At 66.0% G+C, this 19469-nt stretch carries 15 protein-coding genes; 5 read left to right on the top strand and 10 right to left on the bottom strand.

Going from position 1 to position 19469, the window contains the following annotated elements; translation table 11 throughout:
• Nucleotides 1-70 precede the first annotated feature (70 nt).
• From metE to AB3X89_RS16460, 3 genes are all read left to right on the top strand, one after another.
• Complete coding sequence (metE, locus tag AB3X89_RS16470) at nucleotides 71-2365, top strand: 5-methyltetrahydropteroyltriglutamate--homocysteine S-methyltransferase (protein ID WP_368584240.1); 2295 nt, start codon at nucleotides 71-73, stop codon at nucleotides 2363-2365.
• Between the two features lie 608 nt (nucleotides 2366-2973).
• Complete coding sequence (locus tag AB3X89_RS16465) at nucleotides 2974-3558, top strand: recombinase family protein (protein WP_368584239.1); 585 nt, start codon at nucleotides 2974-2976, stop codon at nucleotides 3556-3558.
• A 252-nt stretch (nucleotides 3559-3810) separates the two neighbouring features.
• Nucleotides 3811-4077, top strand: coding sequence for a hypothetical protein (locus AB3X89_RS16460; RefSeq protein WP_368584238.1), 267 nt, complete (start codon nucleotides 3811-3813; stop codon nucleotides 4075-4077).
• 103 nt (nucleotides 4078-4180) lie between these two features.
• On the opposite strand, the gene AB3X89_RS16455 is transcribed toward AB3X89_RS16460, so the two are convergent.
• The 8 genes from AB3X89_RS16455 to AB3X89_RS16420 all read right to left on the bottom strand — a co-directional run bounded on the left by AB3X89_RS16455 (nucleotide 4181) and on the right by AB3X89_RS16420 (nucleotide 13434).
• Nucleotides 4181-5176: a UDP-glucuronic acid decarboxylase family protein gene (locus AB3X89_RS16455; RefSeq protein WP_368584237.1), complete on the bottom strand. Its 996-nt coding sequence runs from the start codon at nucleotides 5174-5176 to the stop codon at nucleotides 4181-4183.
• A gap of 51 nt (nucleotides 5177-5227) precedes the next feature.
• On the bottom strand, nucleotides 5228-6184 hold the full coding sequence (locus tag AB3X89_RS16450; protein WP_368584236.1) for a glycosyltransferase family 4 protein: 957 nt from the start codon (nucleotides 6182-6184) through the stop codon (nucleotides 5228-5230).
• Entirely contained in the window at nucleotides 6174-7313 is a 1140-nt protein-coding gene (locus AB3X89_RS16445) for a glycosyltransferase family 9 protein (protein WP_368584235.1), read from the bottom strand. The genes AB3X89_RS16450 and AB3X89_RS16445 overlap by 11 nt, the downstream gene beginning before the upstream one ends.
• Complete coding sequence (locus tag AB3X89_RS16440; protein ID WP_368584234.1) at nucleotides 7310-8398, bottom strand: glycosyltransferase family 2 protein; 1089 nt, start codon at nucleotides 8396-8398, stop codon at nucleotides 7310-7312. Before AB3X89_RS16440 ends, AB3X89_RS16445 begins: the two co-directional genes overlap by 4 nt.
• The gene (locus AB3X89_RS16435) at nucleotides 8395-10140 is read right to left on the bottom strand and encodes a carbamoyltransferase (RefSeq protein WP_368584233.1); all 1746 of its coding nucleotides are present in this window, start codon (nucleotides 10138-10140) and stop codon (nucleotides 8395-8397) included. The genes AB3X89_RS16440 and AB3X89_RS16435 overlap by 4 nt, the downstream gene beginning before the upstream one ends.
• Before the next feature lie 22 nt (nucleotides 10141-10162).
• Nucleotides 10163-11404, bottom strand: a complete 1242-nt coding sequence (gene waaF, locus AB3X89_RS16430; protein ID WP_368584232.1) for a lipopolysaccharide heptosyltransferase II — start codon at nucleotides 11402-11404, stop codon at nucleotides 10163-10165.
• On the bottom strand, nucleotides 11401-12003 hold the full coding sequence (locus AB3X89_RS16425; protein WP_368584231.1) for a D-glycero-alpha-D-manno-heptose-1,7-bisphosphate 7-phosphatase: 603 nt from the start codon (nucleotides 12001-12003) through the stop codon (nucleotides 11401-11403). Before AB3X89_RS16425 ends, waaF begins: the two co-directional genes overlap by 4 nt.
• Before the next feature lie 123 nt (nucleotides 12004-12126).
• Nucleotides 12127-13434 (bottom strand): glycosyltransferase family 4 protein, encoded by a 1308-nt coding sequence (locus AB3X89_RS16420; protein WP_368584230.1) that lies wholly within the window; start codon nucleotides 13432-13434, stop codon nucleotides 12127-12129.
• A 390-nt stretch (nucleotides 13435-13824) separates the two neighbouring features.
• Here AB3X89_RS16420 and AB3X89_RS16415 point away from each other — a divergent pair, with 390 nt between their 5' ends.
• Entirely contained in the window at nucleotides 13825-16524 is a 2700-nt protein-coding gene (locus AB3X89_RS16415) for an ATP-binding cassette domain-containing protein (protein WP_368584229.1), read from the top strand.
• 14 nt (nucleotides 16525-16538) lie between these two features.
• Here AB3X89_RS16415 and AB3X89_RS16410 read toward each other — a convergent pair whose 3' ends face one another.
• Nucleotides 16539-17477, bottom strand: coding sequence for a glycosyltransferase family 2 protein (locus AB3X89_RS16410; RefSeq protein ID WP_368584228.1), 939 nt, complete (start codon nucleotides 17475-17477; stop codon nucleotides 16539-16541).
• 58 nt (nucleotides 17478-17535) lie between these two features.
• Nucleotides 17536-18243: a PIG-L deacetylase family protein gene (locus tag AB3X89_RS16405; RefSeq protein WP_368584297.1), complete on the bottom strand. Its 708-nt coding sequence runs from the start codon at nucleotides 18241-18243 to the stop codon at nucleotides 17536-17538.
• 176 nt (nucleotides 18244-18419) lie between these two features.
• On the opposite strand from AB3X89_RS16405, the gene AB3X89_RS16400 reads away from it, so the two are divergent.
• The gene (locus AB3X89_RS16400) at nucleotides 18420-19451 is read left to right on the top strand and encodes a flavodoxin family protein (protein ID WP_368584296.1); all 1032 of its coding nucleotides are present in this window, start codon (nucleotides 18420-18422) and stop codon (nucleotides 19449-19451) included.
• Nucleotides 19452-19469: the final 18 nt, after the last annotated feature.

The following is a 19469-nucleotide window of genomic DNA, read 5'->3' as shown; positions in this document are numbered from 1 at the left end:
AACGATGCCCCTATCATGGCTGCCAGTCCTTACATCGTTCCTTGCATTTTTTCATCGGAAGGCAGCCTCCATGGTCACGACACATAATCTCGGCTTCCCGCGCATCGGCGCAAAACGCGAACTGAAGTTCGGCCTCGAACGCTACTGGAAGGGCGAGTCGTCGCGCGACGAACTGAAGGCACTAGGCGCCCAACTGCGCGCGCGTCACTGGAACGACCAGAAAGAACTCGATCTCGCACCGGTCGGCGATTTCGCGTTCTACGACCAGGTGCTGGACATGAGCTTCACGCTCGGCAATCTGCCGGCACGCGTGCAGGGCTTTCATGGCGACAAGCTCGACAACTACTTCCGCGTCGCGCGCGGCCGTTCGGCGCAGGGTGCCGAAGAGCACGCCGCCTGCTGCGGCGGCGTCGCGGCCGGCGAAATGACGAAGTGGTTCGATACCAACTACCACTACATCGTCCCCGAATTCACCGCCGATACGACGTTCAACCTCGACACGTCCGGCTTCCTCGAACAGCTGCGTGAAGCGCGTGAGCAGGGCGTCAAGGCGAAGCCGGTGATCATTGGCCCGATCACCTATCTATGGCTGGGCAAGGCGAAGGACGACTCCGACAAACTCGCGCTGTTGGCTCGCATCATGCCCGTCTATCGCGCGTTGCTCGACTATTTCAAGGTGATGGATGTCGAGTGGGTGCAGATCGACGAGCCGGTGCTCGTCACCGAACTCGATCCGGCATGGCGCGACGCGTTCGTGACCGCGTATCAAGGCTTCGAGGAACGGGGCGTCAAGCTGCTGCTCGCTACCTATTTCGGCCAGCTGAAAGAGAACCTCGAACTCGCGTGCGGCTTGCCCGTCGACGGTTTGCACATCGACGCAATCAACGCACGCGACGAAGTCGCGCTCGCCGCGCGCAAGCTGCCCCCGGACAGTGTGCTGTCGGTCGGCGCGATCAATGGCCGCAACATCTGGAAGACCGACCTGAACGCCGCGCTCGATTGGCTCACGCCGCTCGCGCGCCAACTCGGCGATCGCTTGTGGCTCGCGCCGTCGTGCTCGCTGCTGCACGTGCCGGTCGATCTCGCGAGCGAAGAGAAGCTCGATGCGGAAATCCGCTCCTGGCTCGCGTTCGCGCTGCAAAAACTCGACGAGCTGAAGGTGCTCGCCACCGCGCTGAACGGCGGCCGCGACATGGTCGCCAATGAGCTCGCCGCCAATGCGGCCGCGATTGCCGCGCGTCGCGAGTCGCCGCGCGTGAACAAGCCGGCGGTGAAGGCCGCGCTCGCGCGCATCGATGCGAATCTCGGCAATCGCCAGCATGCCTATGCCGAGCGCGCGGCGAAGCAGGCCGCGCTGCTCGAACTACCCGCATACCCGACCACGACGATCGGCTCGTTTCCGCAAACGGCGCAAATCCGCCACGCTCGCAGCCAATTCAGGAGCGGCGCGCTCGATCGGGAAGGCTATCGGAACGCGATGCGGCGGGAAATCGAGCGCAGCGTGCGCGAACAGGAAGCGCTGGGCCTCGATGTGCTCGTGCATGGCGAAGCCGAACGCAACGACATGGTCGAATACTTCGGCGAGCAACTCGACGGCTACGCGTTCAGCCAGTTCGGCTGGGTGCAGTCGTATGGTTCGCGCTGCGTGAAGCCGCCTATCCTGTTCGGCGACATCAGCCGGCCGCGGGCGATGACGGTCGAATGGATCAGCTACGCGCAGTCGCTGACGAACAAGCCGATGAAGGGCATGCTGACCGGCCCGGTGACGATTCTCAACTGGTCGTTCGTGCGCGACGACCAGCCGCGTTCGGTGTCGTGCTACCAGCTCGCACTGGCGATCCGCGAAGAAGTGCTCGACCTGGAAAAGGCCGGCGTACGCGTCGTGCAGATCGACGAAGCCGCGCTGCGCGAGGGCCTGCCGCTGCGTCGCGCGCAATGGGGTGAGTATCTGCGCTGGGCGGTCGAGTCGTTCCGGATCACCGCGAACGGCGTGCGTGACGAAACGCAGATCCACACGCATATGTGCTATTCGGAGTTCAACGACATTATCGCGTCGATCGCCGGTATGGATGCGGACGTCATCACGATCGAGACCTCGCGCTCGGACATGGAGCTGCTCGCCGCGTTCGACGACTTCAACTACCCGAACGAGATCGGCCCTGGCGTCTATGACATTCACTCGCCGAACATCCCCACGCAGCAGCACATCGTGCAATTGATGCAAAAGGCGGCCGAGCGCATTCCAGCACAGCGTCTATGGGTGAACCCGGACTGTGGCCTGAAGACACGCCAGTGGGCTGAAGTGATTCCCGCGCTGACGAACATGGTTGCCGCCGCGAAGACGCTGCGCAGCCAGGTTCAGTAAAGGGCGAGCGAGCCGTCGCTTTCTTCGCGGCGGCTCGTCTCCGGACCGCCTCTTTGCGCCGGGCATTGAGCAAGGCGCTACATTCCTTTCCGCCAGCCGGATTCCGCGGCCACTACATGCCGCGCGTCCATTGCTCACACACAATCACAGTTCAATCGCGCCAATACCCACGCCAACCGTATTGGACGCTCAACGCGATTGATACACTTCCAAAATTCCTTCTCCGGGTCGCTTGCGTCGACAGCAGAAGCCTCATTGCGAGGCACCTGCATGCCCGCGCCGAACGGTCTCACGCGGCGGCGCAGCGACCGGGAACGCTGATTGCGAGTTAGTCACGATGGCCGTGGTTAGCCACGGTCACCCGCAATCTCACACAGGAGAACCTCATGACCTCGGACAAGAATTCCAATCGACAGCCGTCGAACCCGGCGCAACCCGGCCGAGACAGCGGACAGCAGCAACAGAACCAGACTCCTCCGACGCATCAGGGCGGCCAGCGGCAACCTTGAGCGCGATGAGTGACGGCGTGTGCAAGCGTCGTCGCTCGCACTAACGGAATTCCAAGTGAAACAGCGCCGCGAATGGCGGATCGTGACTACGAAGGCGACGTGGAAAAACTACACATCTATCTGTTCGGCGCGCACGATGCGCTTCGCCATGAGCAGGCGCTGATCCGGCTCGACAAGGCGGGCTATATGGTCACGCTCGCGCGGCTCGTGGTCGAGGATTTGCCGACCTACACACAGGGACGCGAACGCCCCGAACTGCAGAGTCTGATCCGGCGCATCGCGCCGCGCGACACGCTCGTCGTGCTCGAGCTGGCTGCGCTCGGCTGCAATGCGCGCGACATTCTCGCCACCGTGATGCAGTGCCGGAAGGCCGGCGCGGCGCTGCGTTGCGTCGAAGTCGGCCATACCGATCTGGCCGGACGTCCCGAGCCGTCCGCGGTGAAGGCGCTGCGCGCGCTGGTACGGCTCGATGCCGCGTGCCGCAGCCTGCGCAGCCGCGATAGTCTCGCGGCCGTTCGCGCTAGCGGCAAACACACAGGCAGGCCGCCGTCGCTGTCCGAACAACAGCGCCAACGCGTGCTGCAATCCCTCGGCAGAGGACAGTCGGTCAGCGAAGTCGCGCGACGCTTCGGCACTTCGCGCCAGACCGTGATGCGCATTCGCGCGGACACGCCCGCGATGTAGAAAATACCTGCCGATCTGTTTCGTACCGTTCTTACCGCATCGCCGTTCGGGCATTCCGCACGGCGCGTTTCGCACGGCCGATTGTGTGGAAAGCGCCAGATAGCCCTGACGTGCGCGCACATGCCCCTGTCCGTAACAGACCGGTTACGGACAGGGGCATGTGCTTTGCTTTGAAAGTTCACACGTCTAACCTCAACCTACATACCATTATCAAACGTTGAGATCCGGACCCGAGGCGCGGCGCGATGCCGTATGAAAGCCATGAACGTGAAACGTCTGACTGTTTATGCAAGCCCGGGATCACTGCGAGTCGTCGCAGTCTGGAAGAGCCTGATCGAACATCATGCGCAAGTGTGCGGCTGGTCCGCGCACGTGAGCACCGCGGGCGGACGCGAGTCGCTGAGCGTCGATCTGGTCGATTGCCCGGCCGATCGCCTCGCGATCATCTCGGCCGCGTTGAGCGCGGGACCGATGACGGTGCTGACGAGCGACGCCGAGTCGACCATCCGTTCCTCATGAACCCAATGCCATAGCCCGCACGCCCTTCGCGGCATGGCTTTTGAGCGGCCTCCGTGGCACTGCTCCCCGAGCGACCTTCGCGGTCGCTTCTTTTTGTTGCGCGTCACGAGATTCGTTCGCCCACCTGCTGCGGCGGGGTCGGCCGACTCGCCTCGATGCGCGCGCGGAAATAATGCGCGGTGCGCAGCAGCCCTTCATCGAGCGACATGCCCGGCTGCCAGCCGAGCAGTTTGGTGGCCAGCGAGATGTCCGGCTGCCGATGCCACGGATCGTCGGCCGGCAGCGGCTGCGTTTCGAGCGGCGAAGCGGAGCCGGTCACCGCGACGATGCGTTGCGCGATCTCGCGCATCGACACTTCGTGCGGGTTGCCGAGGTTGACCGGGCCGCCCGGATCGTCGGTGCTATTCATCAGCAGGATGAAGGCATCGATCATGTCGTCGACGTAGCAGAACGAACGCGTCTGCGTACCGTCGCCATAGACGGTCAGCGGTTCGCCTCGCAGCGCCTGCATCATGAAGTTCGACACCACGCGGCCGTCGGACGGGTGCATGCGCGGGCCGTAGGTGTTGAAGATGCGCGCGATGCGGATCGACAGACCATGCTGGCGGCGATAGTCCATGAACAGCGTTTCCGCGCAGCGCTTGCCTTCGTCGTAGCACGAGCGCGGGCCGATCGGATTCACGTGGCCCCAGTAGTTTTCCTTCTGCGGATGCACGAGCGCGTCGCCATACACTTCGCTGGTCGAGGCCTGGAAAATCCGCGCCTTCACGCGCTTGGCAAGCCCGAGCATATTGATCGCGCCGTGCACGCTAGTCTTCGTGGTCTGCACCGGATCGTACTGGTAGTGAATCGGCGAGGCGGGGCACGCGAGGTTATAGATTTCGTCGACTTCCACATACAGCGGGAACGTTACGTCGTGACGCATCAGCTCGAAGTTCGCACAATCGAGCAGATGCGCGATGTTGTCCTTCGTGCCGGTGTAGAAGTTGTCGACGCACAGCACGTCGTGCCCTTGCGCGACGAGCCGTTCGCACAGATGCGAGCCGAGAAAGCCGGCGCCGCCGGTAACCAGAATGCGCTTGCGGGTGAGTTCTTTCATGGTGCGTGATCCTGTGGTTGGAGCGCATTGGCGTTGAAAAGCGGCGTGGCGTCACGCGGTGACGTGCAGCAGCGCGTCGTGCCAGTCCTGCGCGAAACGGTCGATATGGAAACGCTCCAGCGCGGTGCGCCGTGCGCCCTCGCCGAGCCGCCGCGCTTCGCCAGGATCGCGCAGCAACCCGAGCATCGCGTCGACGAGCGCGTCGACGTCGGTATGCACGAAGCCGTTTTCGCCGTTGCGGATCACGGTGGCGAGCTCGGTGGTCGCGAGACCGACGATCGGCATGCCGATCGTCATCGCCTCGACGATCGCGAGGCCGAGACTGGTCCAGCGGATCGGATTGAAAAAGAAGCGGTAGCGCGCGCTGAACGCGGCCAGATCGAGATTGCCGATTTCGCCGATGCCGTCGAGCCGCTGCGCGTCCATGCCGACGAGATCGAGCGGCACGCGCGTGCGCGTTTCGCTGAAGACGTCCGCGCCGAGCCGCCGGCCGCGCTGCGCGAGATGATTGACGACCACGATGCCGCGCTGCAGCTCGCCGCTGTAACGCACGCCGTCGGGCACCACGACGCCGTGTTCGATCACGCGCGTCGGCGTGACGCCGCTATCCCACATCAGCCGGTTGAAGTGCGTGACGTGAACGAGCAGCGTGCCGGGATCGTCCACCCAATGCCATTGCGCGAACGCGTTTTCCTGCGGCGGATCGTGCTCGACGTAGACGCGCGGCAGGACCCGCTGCGCGGCGCTCAGCACGTGCTCGCGGTCGTATTCCCAGTGCGTGCGATGCTGGTACAGCACCACGTCGAACTCGTGATTGGCGACGTCGTCGATCGCGATCTCGTGCACGTTGTCGCCCCACGGCAAGACGCCGACCTTGCCGGCGTAACCGGGCGGATGACCCGGTTTCGTCACCAGATAGAAATCGTGCGGCGTCTGGCTCAAGTAGTACATGTAGTTGCCGTGCACGTGCCAGGTCAGCACGCGCAGTCGGCGGCAATTACGCAGCATGGTGCAGTTCCTCGTAAAACAATGAAACGGGTCCCTCATGCAGACTGCCGGGCGCGCCCGGCTGCGCGCCGGGCGCGCGCGCAAGCTGCTCGCGGGCGGTCTCGACCACCTCATCGACGCCGATGTTCAGCGCGCATGGATGGCCGTACGGGCACTCGCGGAACATGCATGGCCGGCACGCCGGATAGTCGGCCAGCACGCGATGCCGCGCATGATCGAGCGGCGCCCACCGGCGCGTGTCGCTGCCGCACGCGATCACGACCGACGCAGTCGCCATCGCCGCGGCGATGTGCGAGATGCCGGTGTCGTTACAGACCACGAGCCGCGCATGCGCCGTCAGTGCCGCGAGCCCGCCGAGCGACGTCGCACCGGCCAGATGCAGCGCGGGCGCGCTCATCGCGCCGAGCACCGCGCAGGTCAGCGGCGCTTCGGCGGCCGTGCCGGTGATCGCGATCTGCCAGCCGTCGGCGGCGAGGTGGTCGGCGACGGCCGCGAAGCGCTCGGCGGGCCAGCGCCGCGACGGCAATTGCGAGCCGGGGTGGATCAGCACGAGCCGCTCGTCTTCGATGCCGTGATACGCGCGCAGCGCGGCAAACTCATCGAGGTCGGGCGCGGTGAGCGGGAACGCCAGGCGCCGGTCGTGTACCGGCGCGCCGAGTGCGCTCATCAGCGCGAGATAGCGCTCCGGCTCCGGCTGCGCATCCGGCCAATCGATGAAGCAGCCTTCGCGCGTGGCCTCATCGGGCTGCACGAAGCCGGCATCGGCACGCGCGCCGAGTCGATGCAGCAGGTCGTTGGCGACGCCGCCGCTGCCGTGCAATTGGATCGCCAGATCGAAATGCCGGTCGCGCATTCGCGCGAAGAACGCGGGCAAGCCATCGTCCGTTTCGGGCTGCTCGGGAAAACCGACGGCGCCCGGAAACACGATCAGCTCGTCGACGAGCGCCGCATAGCGCTCGACGAACGCGCGCGCCCACGGCAGTCCGATCAGTGCGATCTGCGCATCGGGGGCGGCGGCGCGCAGCGCGCGCAGCGCGGGCACCGCGCACAGCATGTCGCCGAGCTGCAGCGCGCGAAACACGACGATACGGCGCGGCGCGAGCGCCGCCAGCAGCGAGGGTGCGGTCATGGAAAGAACACCTTGAAACGGATGGCGCCATAGAGTCGCCAGTAGATCGACAGGAACGGAATCAGAATGGACGTCCAGATCATTTCGGCGACATGGCGCCAGCCGTGATCGCGCCCGCGCAGCCGACGCGCGCAGAAATAGCCGGTCAACCAGCACCACGCGATCACACCCGCGCCCGCGAGAATCGGCAGATCCGCGAACCCAGCGCCGATCGCAAGCAACGCGGCGGCGAGAATCGCGTAATACAGCAGCGGCGGCCGCGAGCCGATGCGCGTTCGGAACAGTTCGGGATGCTTGCGGTAAAGCAGCGCATCGAATTGGCTCTTTTTCTGCTGCGCGATGCTGACGCCCCAACGCGCGGGCCGCACCGGATGCACGACCACCGCGTCGCGGGCGCGCACGATCTGGCCGCCGGCGGTAAGCAGCGTGAATTGAAGATCCGAATCCTCGCGCCATGCCGACGTGAACCGTTCGTCGAAGCCGCCCGTCGCGACGAGCGCCGCGCGCGTGACGCACACGTTCGCGGTCGCGAACTCGGCGCGCGCGAGGCCGCTCGCGGCCGCTTCGTACGCGGTCGGCAGCTCGGGTAGCTCGGGCAGCGGCACGACGATCCTGCCGGCGGCCGCCGTGGCGCCGGACGCGAGCGCCGCGACGCCGGCCGTCAGCCAGTGCGGATCGGGCAGCGTGTCGTCGTCGGTGAAGGCGATCAGCGACGCGCGCGCATACTGCCAGCCCGCGTTGCGCGCGCCGGCCGGACCCTGGGTGCGCGTGACCGGCAGGTAGTGCACCTCCAATCCACGCGGCGCCTGTTCGCGCGCGAACCGTTCGACGCAGGCGCGCGTGGCGTCGTCGGGACCGTCGTCGCAGACCACGATCTCGTAGCGATGCGGCGCGAACTGCTGCGCGCACAGCGCGTCGAGGCAGTTCGCGAGCATCTGTGGACGGCGATAGGTGGGCACCACCACCGACACGTCGGGGCACGACGGCGTGCGCAGCGTGCGGCCGGTTTCCTCGGCATCCTCACTGCTGTAGCGCGCGGCCACGCCGCCATGCAGTGGCGCCGGACACATGACCGACGCGTTCATACGCGGCCCCCCGCCTTATCGACGAGGAACGGGCCGATCACGAGCGCGTCGAGCGGCGAAGTCCAGAACGACTCGACCGCGTCGCGCGGCGAATTCACCATCGGCTCGCCGCGCGTGTTGAACGACGTATTGACGAGGATCGGCACGCCCGTGCGCTGCTTGAACGCGGCCAGCAGGTCGTAGTACAGCGGGTGCTGCGCGCGGTTGATGGTCTGCACGCGCGCGGTGCCGTCTACATGCCGCACCGCGGGAATACGCTCGGCCTTGTCGGCGCGCACGTCGAAGATGAACAGCATGAACGGCGCGGTTTGACCGTTCACGAACCAGTCGTTTGCTTCCTCTTCGATCACGACCGGCGCGACCGGGCGGAAGTCTTCGCGATCCTTGATCTCGTTGAGCTTCGCCTGCATGTGCGGATCGATCGGCGACGCGAGGATCGAGCGCGCCCCGAGCGCGCGCGGCCCGAATTCGGTGCGGCCCTGATACCAGCCGATCACCTTGCCTTGCGCGAGCAGATCGGCGGTCTCGCCGGCGATATCGTCGAGGCGGCGGTACGGCACTTTCGACCAGCGCAGGAACTGCTCGATTTCCGCTTCGCTGAATTCCGGCCCGAGATACGCGTGATCCATTTTCCAGCGACGCTCGCGCTCGCCGCGCGCGGCACGCTCGCGATAGTCGGTCCACAGCGCCGCGCCGAGCGCGGTGCCGGCGTCGCCGGCCGCCGGCTGCACCCACACTTCGCTGAACGGCCCGGCATCGCGCACCTTCGAGTTCATCACGCAGTTCAATGCGACGCCGCCCGCCATCGAGAGCCGGCTCAAACCGGTCTGCCGATGCAGCCAGTGCGCGAGTTCCAGCACGGTCTCCTCGAGCACGCGCTGCAACGAATTGGCGATATCGAAGTGGCGTTGCTCAAGAGGACCGCCACGTTCGCGCGCGGGACCGAAGCGCTCGGTCAGACGCGGCGCATCGACGGTATAGCTGCCGTCCTGGCGGTACTTGACGATCTCTCGAAACACGTCGACATAGGCCGGCTTGCCGTACGACGCGAGCGCCATCACCTTGTACTCGTCCGACGAGTGGAGGAAGCCGAGCCAGTCGGTCACCGCTTCGTACAGCAAGCCGAGCGAGTGCGGCAACTCGACCTGTTTCAGACGCGTGTACTCACCGCCGACGAATTGCCCCATGCTGGTCGTCACGCCTTCGCCGCGGCCGTCCATCGTCAGCACGGCGGTGTCGTCGAACGGCGCCGCGAGAAACGCGCTCGCTTCGTGCGCGAGATGGTGCTCGACGAAGTGCCACGCAAAGCCGTGCTCGCGATCCACACCCTGGAAGCGCTTGCGCAGATGATGCGGCGCGCCGTCGAGCAACTGCCCCTTCGCGTTCGCGATATAGCTGAGAAAGAGCGGATCCCACGACGACGCGGACGGATTGTCCGGACGCGTGCCGGCCGGATCGAACGGCAGCTCGATCGTCGCGCCCGGCTTGTTCGGCATGCCGCCGAACAGCGCGGGGTCGTACGAGTAAGCGACGTGGTCGATGTCGGCGAGCGTGATGCCGGCGGCTTTCAGGCAGTAGTCGATCGCGTCGAACGGCAGCTGCCAGGTCGAGAACGGCACCGGACGTTTCGCGTGCTTGACGTGCGTGAAACGTTCGTCTTCGGCGGCGGCGAGCACCACGCCGTCACGCAGCAGCGCGGCCGCGCTGTCGTGATAGACCGCATTGATTCCGAGTGTGTACATGGCGTTAGCAGTGGGAGTGAGTTCAGGGAATGGTTGGCTGATCCGTCAGCGACGGCGTGCTCGTGTCATCGGCGCGGCCGGTGCGCCCGGCTGCGCCTCGACGCGGCGCGTTCGCATGCGCGTGCCGCAATTCGAGTGCCGCGTGCACGACTTCTTCGATCGGCACACCGAGCAGGCAAGCGTGATGCCCGTGCGGACACACGCTGCGATAGCACCAGCGGCATTCGACGTCGCGGTACAGCACGCGTTGCGGCGTTTGCCACGGCGTGTGCTGCGGGTTGGTCAGCGCGTAAAGATCGACGACCGGCGTGCCGAGCGCGGACGCGACATGCACGGGGCCGCTGTTGTTGGAGACGAGCACGCTTGCGCGTTCGAGCAGCGCGGCGAGCTCGGCGAGCGTCAGTGCTCCGCTCAGGTCGTGTAGCTGCGGGCACACGCCTGGAGCAGCGGCGCGCATCACGGCCTCGACGAGCGCTCGCTCGCTCGCGCCGCCGGTCAACAGCACGGGGGCGCCGGTTTCGCGCGCGAGCCGTGTGGCGACTTCACCGAAGCGCTCGGGCGGATAGCGGCGCGATGCGGCGGTCGCCCCTGGATGCAGCACGATGCACTCGTCGTCACGGGAGATGCCGAGGGTCGTCAGTTTCGCGTCGAGCGACCGGCGCGCGGCGGGCGGCACGCGAAAACGCATCGCGGTGTCGTTCGACTGCGCGCCGACGTGACGCACCAGATCGAGCTGGCGTTGCACCTCGTGCCGCGTGCGCTGCTGCGGCTCCGGTTCGTGCAGCCAGTCGGTCAACAGCGAGTACGGATTCTCGCGGCAATGCGCGAGGCGGCGCGGAATCCCCGCGAGATAGCACAGCATCGCGGCCGGCAACGGGCTCTGGCTATACACGGTGAAAATCACCGCCGCGTCGAAGCAGCCGCGCTTCAGCCGCTGCTGCATCCGATGATCGTCGAGCAGATCGCGCGTCACGTTCGACGCGGGCGCGACCCACGGCGCGTCGTATTCGATCACGTCGTCCACGTCGTCGAGAAACGGCGCGAGCGCGACGCCGCTGCGCGACGCGAGTAGCGTGAGATGGCGATCTTGGGCGGACTCGCGCAGCGCGTGCAGCGCGGGCGTCGTCATCAGCACGTCGCCGAGATTGTCGAGGCGCACGCACAGAATCCGTTTGACCTCGTCGCCCCAGCACACCGGCTGCGACGTATCGGGCACGCGCGCATGAGCGAGCGTGGGCGGCGCAAGTGGCAGAGGTGCGTTCACCGCGGCGCCTCCTTGCGGCGTGCCGCGCTGCCCGGCGGCAAGCCGCTCAACACGACGCGTTGCGCGGCCTCGTGCAGATCGGCCGCGCGCGCATTCGGTGTGCGCTGCGGGCCGGCCCGCCATTCGGTCTCGTGGCCGTTGTCGAGCAGGATCGTGCGACAGCCGGCGCGATTGCCTGCTTCGACGTCGTCGAGAATGTCGCCGACGAACCAGCTTTGGGCGAGATCGAGTTCATGCTCTTTGGCCGCGCGCAGCAGCATGCCGGGCGCGGGCTTGCGGCAGTCGCAGACGATCGCGTAACGCTCGACGCTGCCCTCGGGATGATGCGGACACCAGTACGCGCCGGCGAGCGTGGCGCCGCACTCGGCGAACATCTGCCGCAGCCGGTGTTCAACCGCGAACAGCGCTTTGTCTTCGAACTTGCCGAGCGCGATGCCGGACTGATTGCTGATCATGAACAACGCATAAGGGTAGGCGGCGAGCAGCGCGAGCGCCTCGCGCGCGCCGGGCGCGAAACGCATCAGCGCGGGATCGGCGTTGTAGGGCACGTCTTCGAGCAGCGTGCCGTCCTTGTCGATGAATACAGCGGGTACCGTCATGATGGTTGGTGGTATTTGCGAGCGTGGGCCGAAAGTCGGAAAAAGGCGCGCCGTAGCCGCTGGACCGGCCGCGGCGCGTTCCAAATGCGCACGCCGTGCGCGTTCGCGCGGCGTGCGCCGTCGTCAACGGAACGACGCTCCGGCTGCTGCTCGCAGCGGTAGCTGCGCCGGCTCGGAGCCGACGTCGAGCGATGTTTTGCTCGGCGCGAGCCTTGCCGCGCGTGCATAGATTTGCGCGAGCGCTTCGCTGACGCCGCGCCAGGTAAAGCCGGTCCGCGCCCGTTCGAGGCCCGCTTCGCCCATCCGGCGCGCGAGCGCGGGGTCGCGCCGCAAGTGGTCGAGACGCGCCGCGAGCGCGTGCGGATCGCGCGGCGGCACCAGAAAGCCGGTCACGCCATCGACCACCGAATAGCGGATGCCGCCGACATCTGCGCCGATCACCGGCGTCGCGCAGGCCATCGCCTCGACCGGCGTGATGCCGAACGGCTCGTACCACGGCGTCGTCACGAACACGTCGGCGGCGCTATAGAAGTAGCGCAGCCGCGCGCGACCACGCCGGCCGACGAAGCACGTCTCGTCCGCGACACCGCATTCGCGTGCGATCTCGCGCAGGCGCGCGATCTCCGGTGTCGCGATTTCGTTGGGCGCGTCCGAATTGCCTCCGACCACGTACAGCCGCGCTGCCGCGTTGAAGGTGTGCTTCAGCACGCCCACGCCGCGTACCACGTTGTCGATGCCTTTGCGCTGCACGAGCCGGCCTAGCTGCAGCACGATGAAGTCGTGCGGGCTCCAGCCGAGCGCATGGCGGGCGGCTTCGCGCTCGACGGGCCGGAACTCCTCATCGTCGAAACCGCACGGCACGATCTGGATGCGCGCGGGATCGGCGCGATAGTGTTCGAGCAGATCGGCCTGGTCCTGCGGACATTCGGCGACGACGACGTCCGAGCGTGCGACCAGTTCGTCTTCGATCGCGAAGCGCTCGTCGGGGAAGCCGTCATTCGCGCCTTGATGGATGCGCCGCACGCGGCCGAGCGCATGAAAGGTCGTGATCAGCGGCACGCCGAGCGCAGCCTTGACCTTCAGCGCGGCGAGACCGGACATGAAGAAGTTCGCGTGCATCACGTCGTACGGCTGAGGTTCACGCCGAAAGAACCCGATCAGAAACGCGGCGAACTCGTCCATGAACGGCAGTAATTGTTCCTTCGGCAATTGTCGCGGCGGTCCGGCAGGCACATGAATCACGCGTACGCCGTCCATGTCGACGCGCTCGGGCACGAGTGCGCGATCGCGACGCGTGAACACGTCGACCTGATGGCCCATTTCCACCAGCTGACGCGCGACGTTCGCGACGTAGATATTCTGGCCGCCGCTATCGACGCCACCGGCGACAGCAAGTGGCGACGCATGTTCACTGATCAGGGCGATCTTCATTTGCACTCCTTCCTGAGATGCGCGTTCTTCGATATTGAGGAATCGTTTCACCGGCCCCGAGCATTCGCTGTGCCATTCGGATCCTGCGGTGCCGGGAAACGACGGTAGACGTTGGTGCGGACGGACGAAGCGCTGTGGCGTGCCCTTTTTCGTGCAGACAGGGAAGCGCTGTGGCGTTCCCTTTTTCTACATACGATCATGTAACTTCGCACCGCTGATGGCGCGGCGGTACTAGGATGGGCGGAGGATTGCGCGCAATGAACAGGTAAGAGTTGCGCGGCGAGAGTTGCCGTACACCGGTCATTTTTCGCTCGCCGCCGGGCGCATGACTTGCTGGACGCCCCATTTGTGCGACGTTTTTATCCGAGCGCGCCCCCCGACCAGGATCCCATGCCGAATTCCGTCCCGCCGCCTCGCTCCGAACTGACGCGCCGAATCGTCGGCGATCTCGCGCATGCGGTATGGCGTTATCGCTGGCAGACCAGCGGGGCGCTCGCGCTGATGATCACGGCCCGGCTCGCGACCGTGCTGATGCCGCTCACGCTGAAGCACATCGTCGATGAGCTCGGCCATCCGCTCGCGCATGCGGCGTTTCCGGTGTTCCTCGTGCTCGCCTATGCGCTGCTGCGCTTTCTCGGCGACGCGTTGAACGAGGCGCGCGACGTCGTGTTCAGCATCGTCGTGCAGCGCACGGTCGCGGCGCTGACCGAGCGGACCTTCGCGCATCTGCATCGGTTGAGCGCGCGCTTTCATGCGCGGCGCGAGACGGGCGCGATCGTGCGCGACGTGCAGAAAGGCGCCGACGGTATCGGATTTTTGCTCGGCACCGCGCTGTTTACGATCGTGCCGACCTTCTTCGAGATCGCGGTGATCGTCGCGATCATGGTGCACGCCTACGCGCGCGAATTCATGCTCGTGATCGTCGCGACCTTCGTGCTGTATGCGGGTTATACGTTCGTGTTCACGCGGCGACGCGTCGCGTTCCAGCGCGCGGTCAATCTGCTCGAAGCGCAATCGGACGGCCGGCTCGTCGATAGTCTGCTGAACTACGACACGGTCAAGTACTTCGCGACCGAAGACAGCGAAACTCGGCGGCTCGGCGACGTGCTGGAAAAGTGGGTCCACGCGCGGATCGCGAACCAGAACGCGTTGACCGCGTTGCACGTGGGACAGAGCGCGGTGATCGCGCTCGGGGTGGCGGGGGTCATGCTGCTCGCCGCGCAGCACGTGGTGGCCGGCAGCATGAGCGTCGGCGATCTGATTCTGGTCAACGCCTACCTGATTCAGGTCTGCATGCCGTTGAACACGCTCGGCTTCGTGTTTCGTGAGACCAACGACGCGCTCGTCAACGTCGAGCGCATGTTCGTGATTCTGGCCGCGCGCGGCCGCGTCGGCGAGGATATCGATGCCCGCGACGCGCAGCCGCTGAAGGTCGGCGCGGGGCTGATCGAGTTCGAGCACGTCGATTTTGGTTACGACACCGCGCGTCAGGTGCTGCGCGATGTCGACTTCCATGCGTATCCGGGCAAGACGCTCGCGGTGGTCGGCGGCAGCGGCTCGGGCAAATCGACGCTCGTGAAGCTGTTGTTCCGGCTCTATCGGCCCGAGCGCGGCATGATCCGCATCGACGGGCAAGACATCAGCCAGGTCACGCAGCGCAGTCTGCGCGAGGCGATCGGCATCGTGCCGCAGGACACCGTGCTGTTTAATGAAACGATCGCCTACAACATTGCGTATGGACGTCCGTCGGCGACACGTGCGGACGTGGTTCGCGCCGCGCGTGCCGCGCAGCTCGACGAATTCATCGAGCGCTTGCCCGATCACTACGACACGCGCGTTGGCGAGCGCGGCGTGCGGCTGTCGGGCGGCGAGCGGCAGCGTATCGCGATTGCGCGCGCGATCCTGAAGGACCCGCGCATCATCGTGTTCGACGAAGCGACCTCGGCGCTCGACACGCGCTCCGAGCGCGCGATCCAGACCGAGCTGACGCGTCTCGCGCAAGGCCGTACGTCGATCGTGATCGCGCATCGGCTCTCTACTGTCGTCGACGCGGACTGGATTCTGGTGATGGAGCATGGCCAGGTGGTAGAGCAGGGCACGCATCGGGAGCTGCTCGCGCGCGAGGCTGTGTACGCGAAGATGTGGTCGCTGCAATGGCAGCAGGGCGAACTCGAACACGCGCAGCGCCGGCTGACTGCTCGGTCGGTCAGCGTCAGCGCATTGACGGCGGGTGTGATCGATGCGTTGCACGACGAGATCGCCGCGCAGCGCGTGGTCGTCTACGCAGAGCCGACCGACAACGAACTGCGCGTGACCGGCGATCCGAGCGTGCTGCAGCCGCTGATCGCCGAGTTGTGCCGCAACGAGATCGCGCAGGCGCAGCCGGGACAGCGCATCGCATTGCGCGCGGAGCGTCACGGCAATCACGTATGGTTTAGCGTGCTTGGCATGGGCGACAAACCGGCCGAGCTATCGCAGGCGACGGCGCGGCATTTGGAAAGCGCGCTGGCGGCTGCGGGCGGCAGCTTCACGCTGACCCCGCTGAATGGGCGGCTCGCGTATGTGGCGATGCTGCCGCTGCGGCCGGTCGCGGATGCGCAGCCGCCATTGGCTTCGGAGTCCACCGGCGCGGATTCGGCCGAGCCAGCTTCGCTCGACGGCCTCTTCGTGCTCGCGATCGACGATCAGGAAGAAGCGCGTGACGCGCTCGAAGCGGTGCTGAGCACGAGCGGCGCACGTGTGCGGCTGTTCGCATCCGGCCGCGAAGCGCTGGATTGGCTGCGCGCGACGGACCCGACGCAATGGCCGCAGGTGCTGCTCTGCGATCTGGTGCTGGCCGGCGAAGATGGCTACGACGTGCTGCGCCGCTTGCGCGAACTGGAAGGCGAGCGGCCGTCCTTGCCGGGCAGGCCACTGCCACTGCCCGCGATTGCGTTGACCGGCTACACGGACGCACTCGACGAACAGCACGCGCGCGGCGTGGGCTTCGACGCACATTTGAACAAGCCCGTGCCGCCTGAAGAACTGATCGCCGCGATCCGTCGGCTCGCGCCTGTGCCGTCGAGCGCTGACTCGACGTTGCCAGGATAAGGATAGCGCGTGATTCAGGTCTCAGGTCGGCGCGTCGGGCTTCCTACCACGGACGTCGTTGCGGACGCGTCGAGATTGCGCTCGGCCGCGCGCACGCGGTCGCGCATCGCGAGGATCGACTGCGGGACCACCCGGCGTTCTCGCACGGTCCACGCAAGCCCAGCCAGCAATTCGATGCCGTCGCGCACGAGCGTGCCTTCTCGCGCGAATACGTCGAGGGCGCGCAACGTCGCGCTCAACGCTTCGCCCAACGGCAGACGCAGCCATGCCACCCACGCGGCATTGCGCGCGAGCATGCGTCGCCGCAACGCGCTGTCGCGCACCGCCGACGGACGATGCTGGAGCGTCAACTGCTCGCAGTAGGCGATCGCATGTCCCGACGCGAGCACGTCGAGTGAAACGAGCGTTTCCTCGCCGCCGATGAAAAGGCGCGGCTCATAGCCGCCGACCTCCCGAAACAGCGCGGTACGAAACACGCACGCGCCCGCCATATAGCCGATCAAAGCAGGCCCGGGCAGGCCGACACGTCCCAGCGGGCTCGCGCGCATCAACGCACAGGTCGGATCGGTCGCGTGGTCAGCGCCGACGGCCACGCGCGCATTGAGCACGCCGACGCGGGGCCAGGCGTCGAGCAATTGCACCGCGCGTTCGAGCGAGCCGGGCTCCCACCAGGTGTCGTCATCGCAGAACGCGACATAGTCGGTCTCGACGCACGCGACCGCATGGTTGCGGCCCGCCGCGCCGAGATTGCCGTTGCATTCGACGATGCGAACGCTCGGATAGCGCGCTTCGACGAGTGCGACCGTGTTGTCGGTGGAGCCGTTGTCGGCGACGATGATCGGCGGGCTTTCGGGTAATGCGAGCAGACGTTCCAGGGTGGTGAGCAATTCGCCCGCACGGTTATACGTGAGAACGACAATCGAAATGCGCGGGTGGGCGGTTTTTGTTCGCATGCTGTGCAATCGCTTCGACGGTTGGACAGCGACGGCGAAGCAAACCCCGTGCCGTGCGTCACGCGTTTTGCGGGTGTCGACTGGATTCACCGTGGCCGAGCTGCCAATAGCGTTCGGCCGAAAAGAGGCTCGCCTGTCCTTCGGGACCGAACGCGCGCAATTGGCTGCGATAGGCGTCGAGTGCCGCGCGCTTCATACGCTCGTGTTGCGTCGTGCCGGGCACGTCCAGCGCGTGCGGCGCGTCAGCGGCATAGCCGCGGGTCGCGAGGTCGCATAGGCGCGCTTGCACGACGCCGGGTATGCGCCGATAGGGCACGTCCTCATAGGCGATGAAGCGCATCGCAGGCTGGCGCCGCATCAGTGCCAGACAGGCATCGGCCACCATGACGTGATCCGAGTGGAACAGGCCCAACGGCATCAGGACACGCGTGGGTTTCGCATGAGCAACGGTCTGGCTCAACGCCGTAATCAGCTCGTCCGCGCCGGGCGACGCATGGTATTGCGCGTCGCGGAACAGCAAATGCACGGGTATCGCCGACAGCAATCCCAGCGCCTCCCGGTCTTCCGCCTGACGCGTGCGCATCGCTTCGAATGCGTCGGCGAAACCGGCCGCGCGGTCCCAGTCGGTCGTGATCTTCTCGGCGGGCGGCGCGGTGAAAACCGTGCAAACGACCGTGCCGGGATGCGCGGCGAGCAGAAGTCCGCAACTGAGGACCGCATCGTCCAGATGCGGTGAGATGACGAGCAGGCGCTGGTTCGATTCCATACCGGCGGATAGCAAGCTCCGTTCCGCCGTCGCGGCGCGCGACGGGGCGGCGCTGGAATAGCCCTTGCTGACCTGCGTTTCTACTACTGCTTACAAATTCAGCCATGAGCCCGCCTGCAAAACCGCCCGATCACATCCATACCGTCGAAGTCCGCAAAGGTCAGGTAACCGAAGCAATGTCTCGCGAAGCGTTTCGCGAGCGTTTCATGGCCCGCTTCTACGACCCGGCGTTCCGTGCGGAAGACGCATCGCTCGCGCGGCTCGAAGCGATCGCGTGGGATGCTTACTCACACGGCCGCAAGGCGCCGGTCACCGAAAAAGCCGGCCCGGAATTCGCCGACCCGGACTACGACCTGTCGGTCGAATGGCGCGCGGCGAGCGAGCGCGTGAAGGCGGCGCAGGCGCTACAGCGCGATCCGGCGACGCGCTCGCGCGTGCTCGTGATCAACGCGTCCTCGCGCAACGACTACACGTGCCCCGGCGAGATGTCGAAGAGCTTCCGGCTCGCGAAGATCGCGCAACAGGCGCTCGAACGCCGGACCTTCGACGTCGATTTCCTCGACCTGTCGCAGCTGAACTCCGATCGCGACTTGCATATTCACCCGTGCAAAGGCTGTGTGTCGACCGCGATGCCGCTGTGTCACTGGCCATGCAGCTGTTATCCGAACCATTCGCTCGGGCTCGTCAACGACTGGATGAACGAGATCTACGAGCGCTTTGCCGCCTGCCATGGCGTGCTGATCGTGACGCCGGTCTACTGGTATCAGGTGTCCGCGCCGCTGAAGCTGATGATGGATCGCCTTGTTTGCGCCGACGGCGGCAATCCCGATCCCACCTCGACGCACGGCAAGAAACCCGACGAAGCGAAGCGTCTCGAACTGGCCGGCTGGGACTATCCGAAACATCTGGCGGGCCGGGCCTATGGCGTCGTCGTGCATGGCGACGTCGCCGGCATCGAGGACTCGCGCAGGGCGCTCGCCGACTGGCTCGACTGGATGGGCTTCGTCGAAGCGGGCGCGAAGTCGCGGCTCGATCGCTTTATCGGCTATTACGAGCCTTACGCGACCAGCCATGAAGCGCTCGATCGCGACGAGGACATGCAGCAGGAAGTGGCCAACGTGGCCGAGGCGGTCGCGACCTGCGTGGAGCAGATCCGTGGCGGGCGCAAGGAACCGGACGACAGCCTCGGCACGCCGCGCGCCAAATGACCCCCAACTCAGACCAGA

The organism is Paraburkholderia sp. BR14320 (genome assembly GCF_040948665.1).
GTDB lineage: Bacteria > Pseudomonadota > Gammaproteobacteria > Burkholderiales > Burkholderiaceae > Paraburkholderia > Paraburkholderia youngii.
This window is presented reverse-complemented; position numbering and strand designations above follow the sequence as displayed.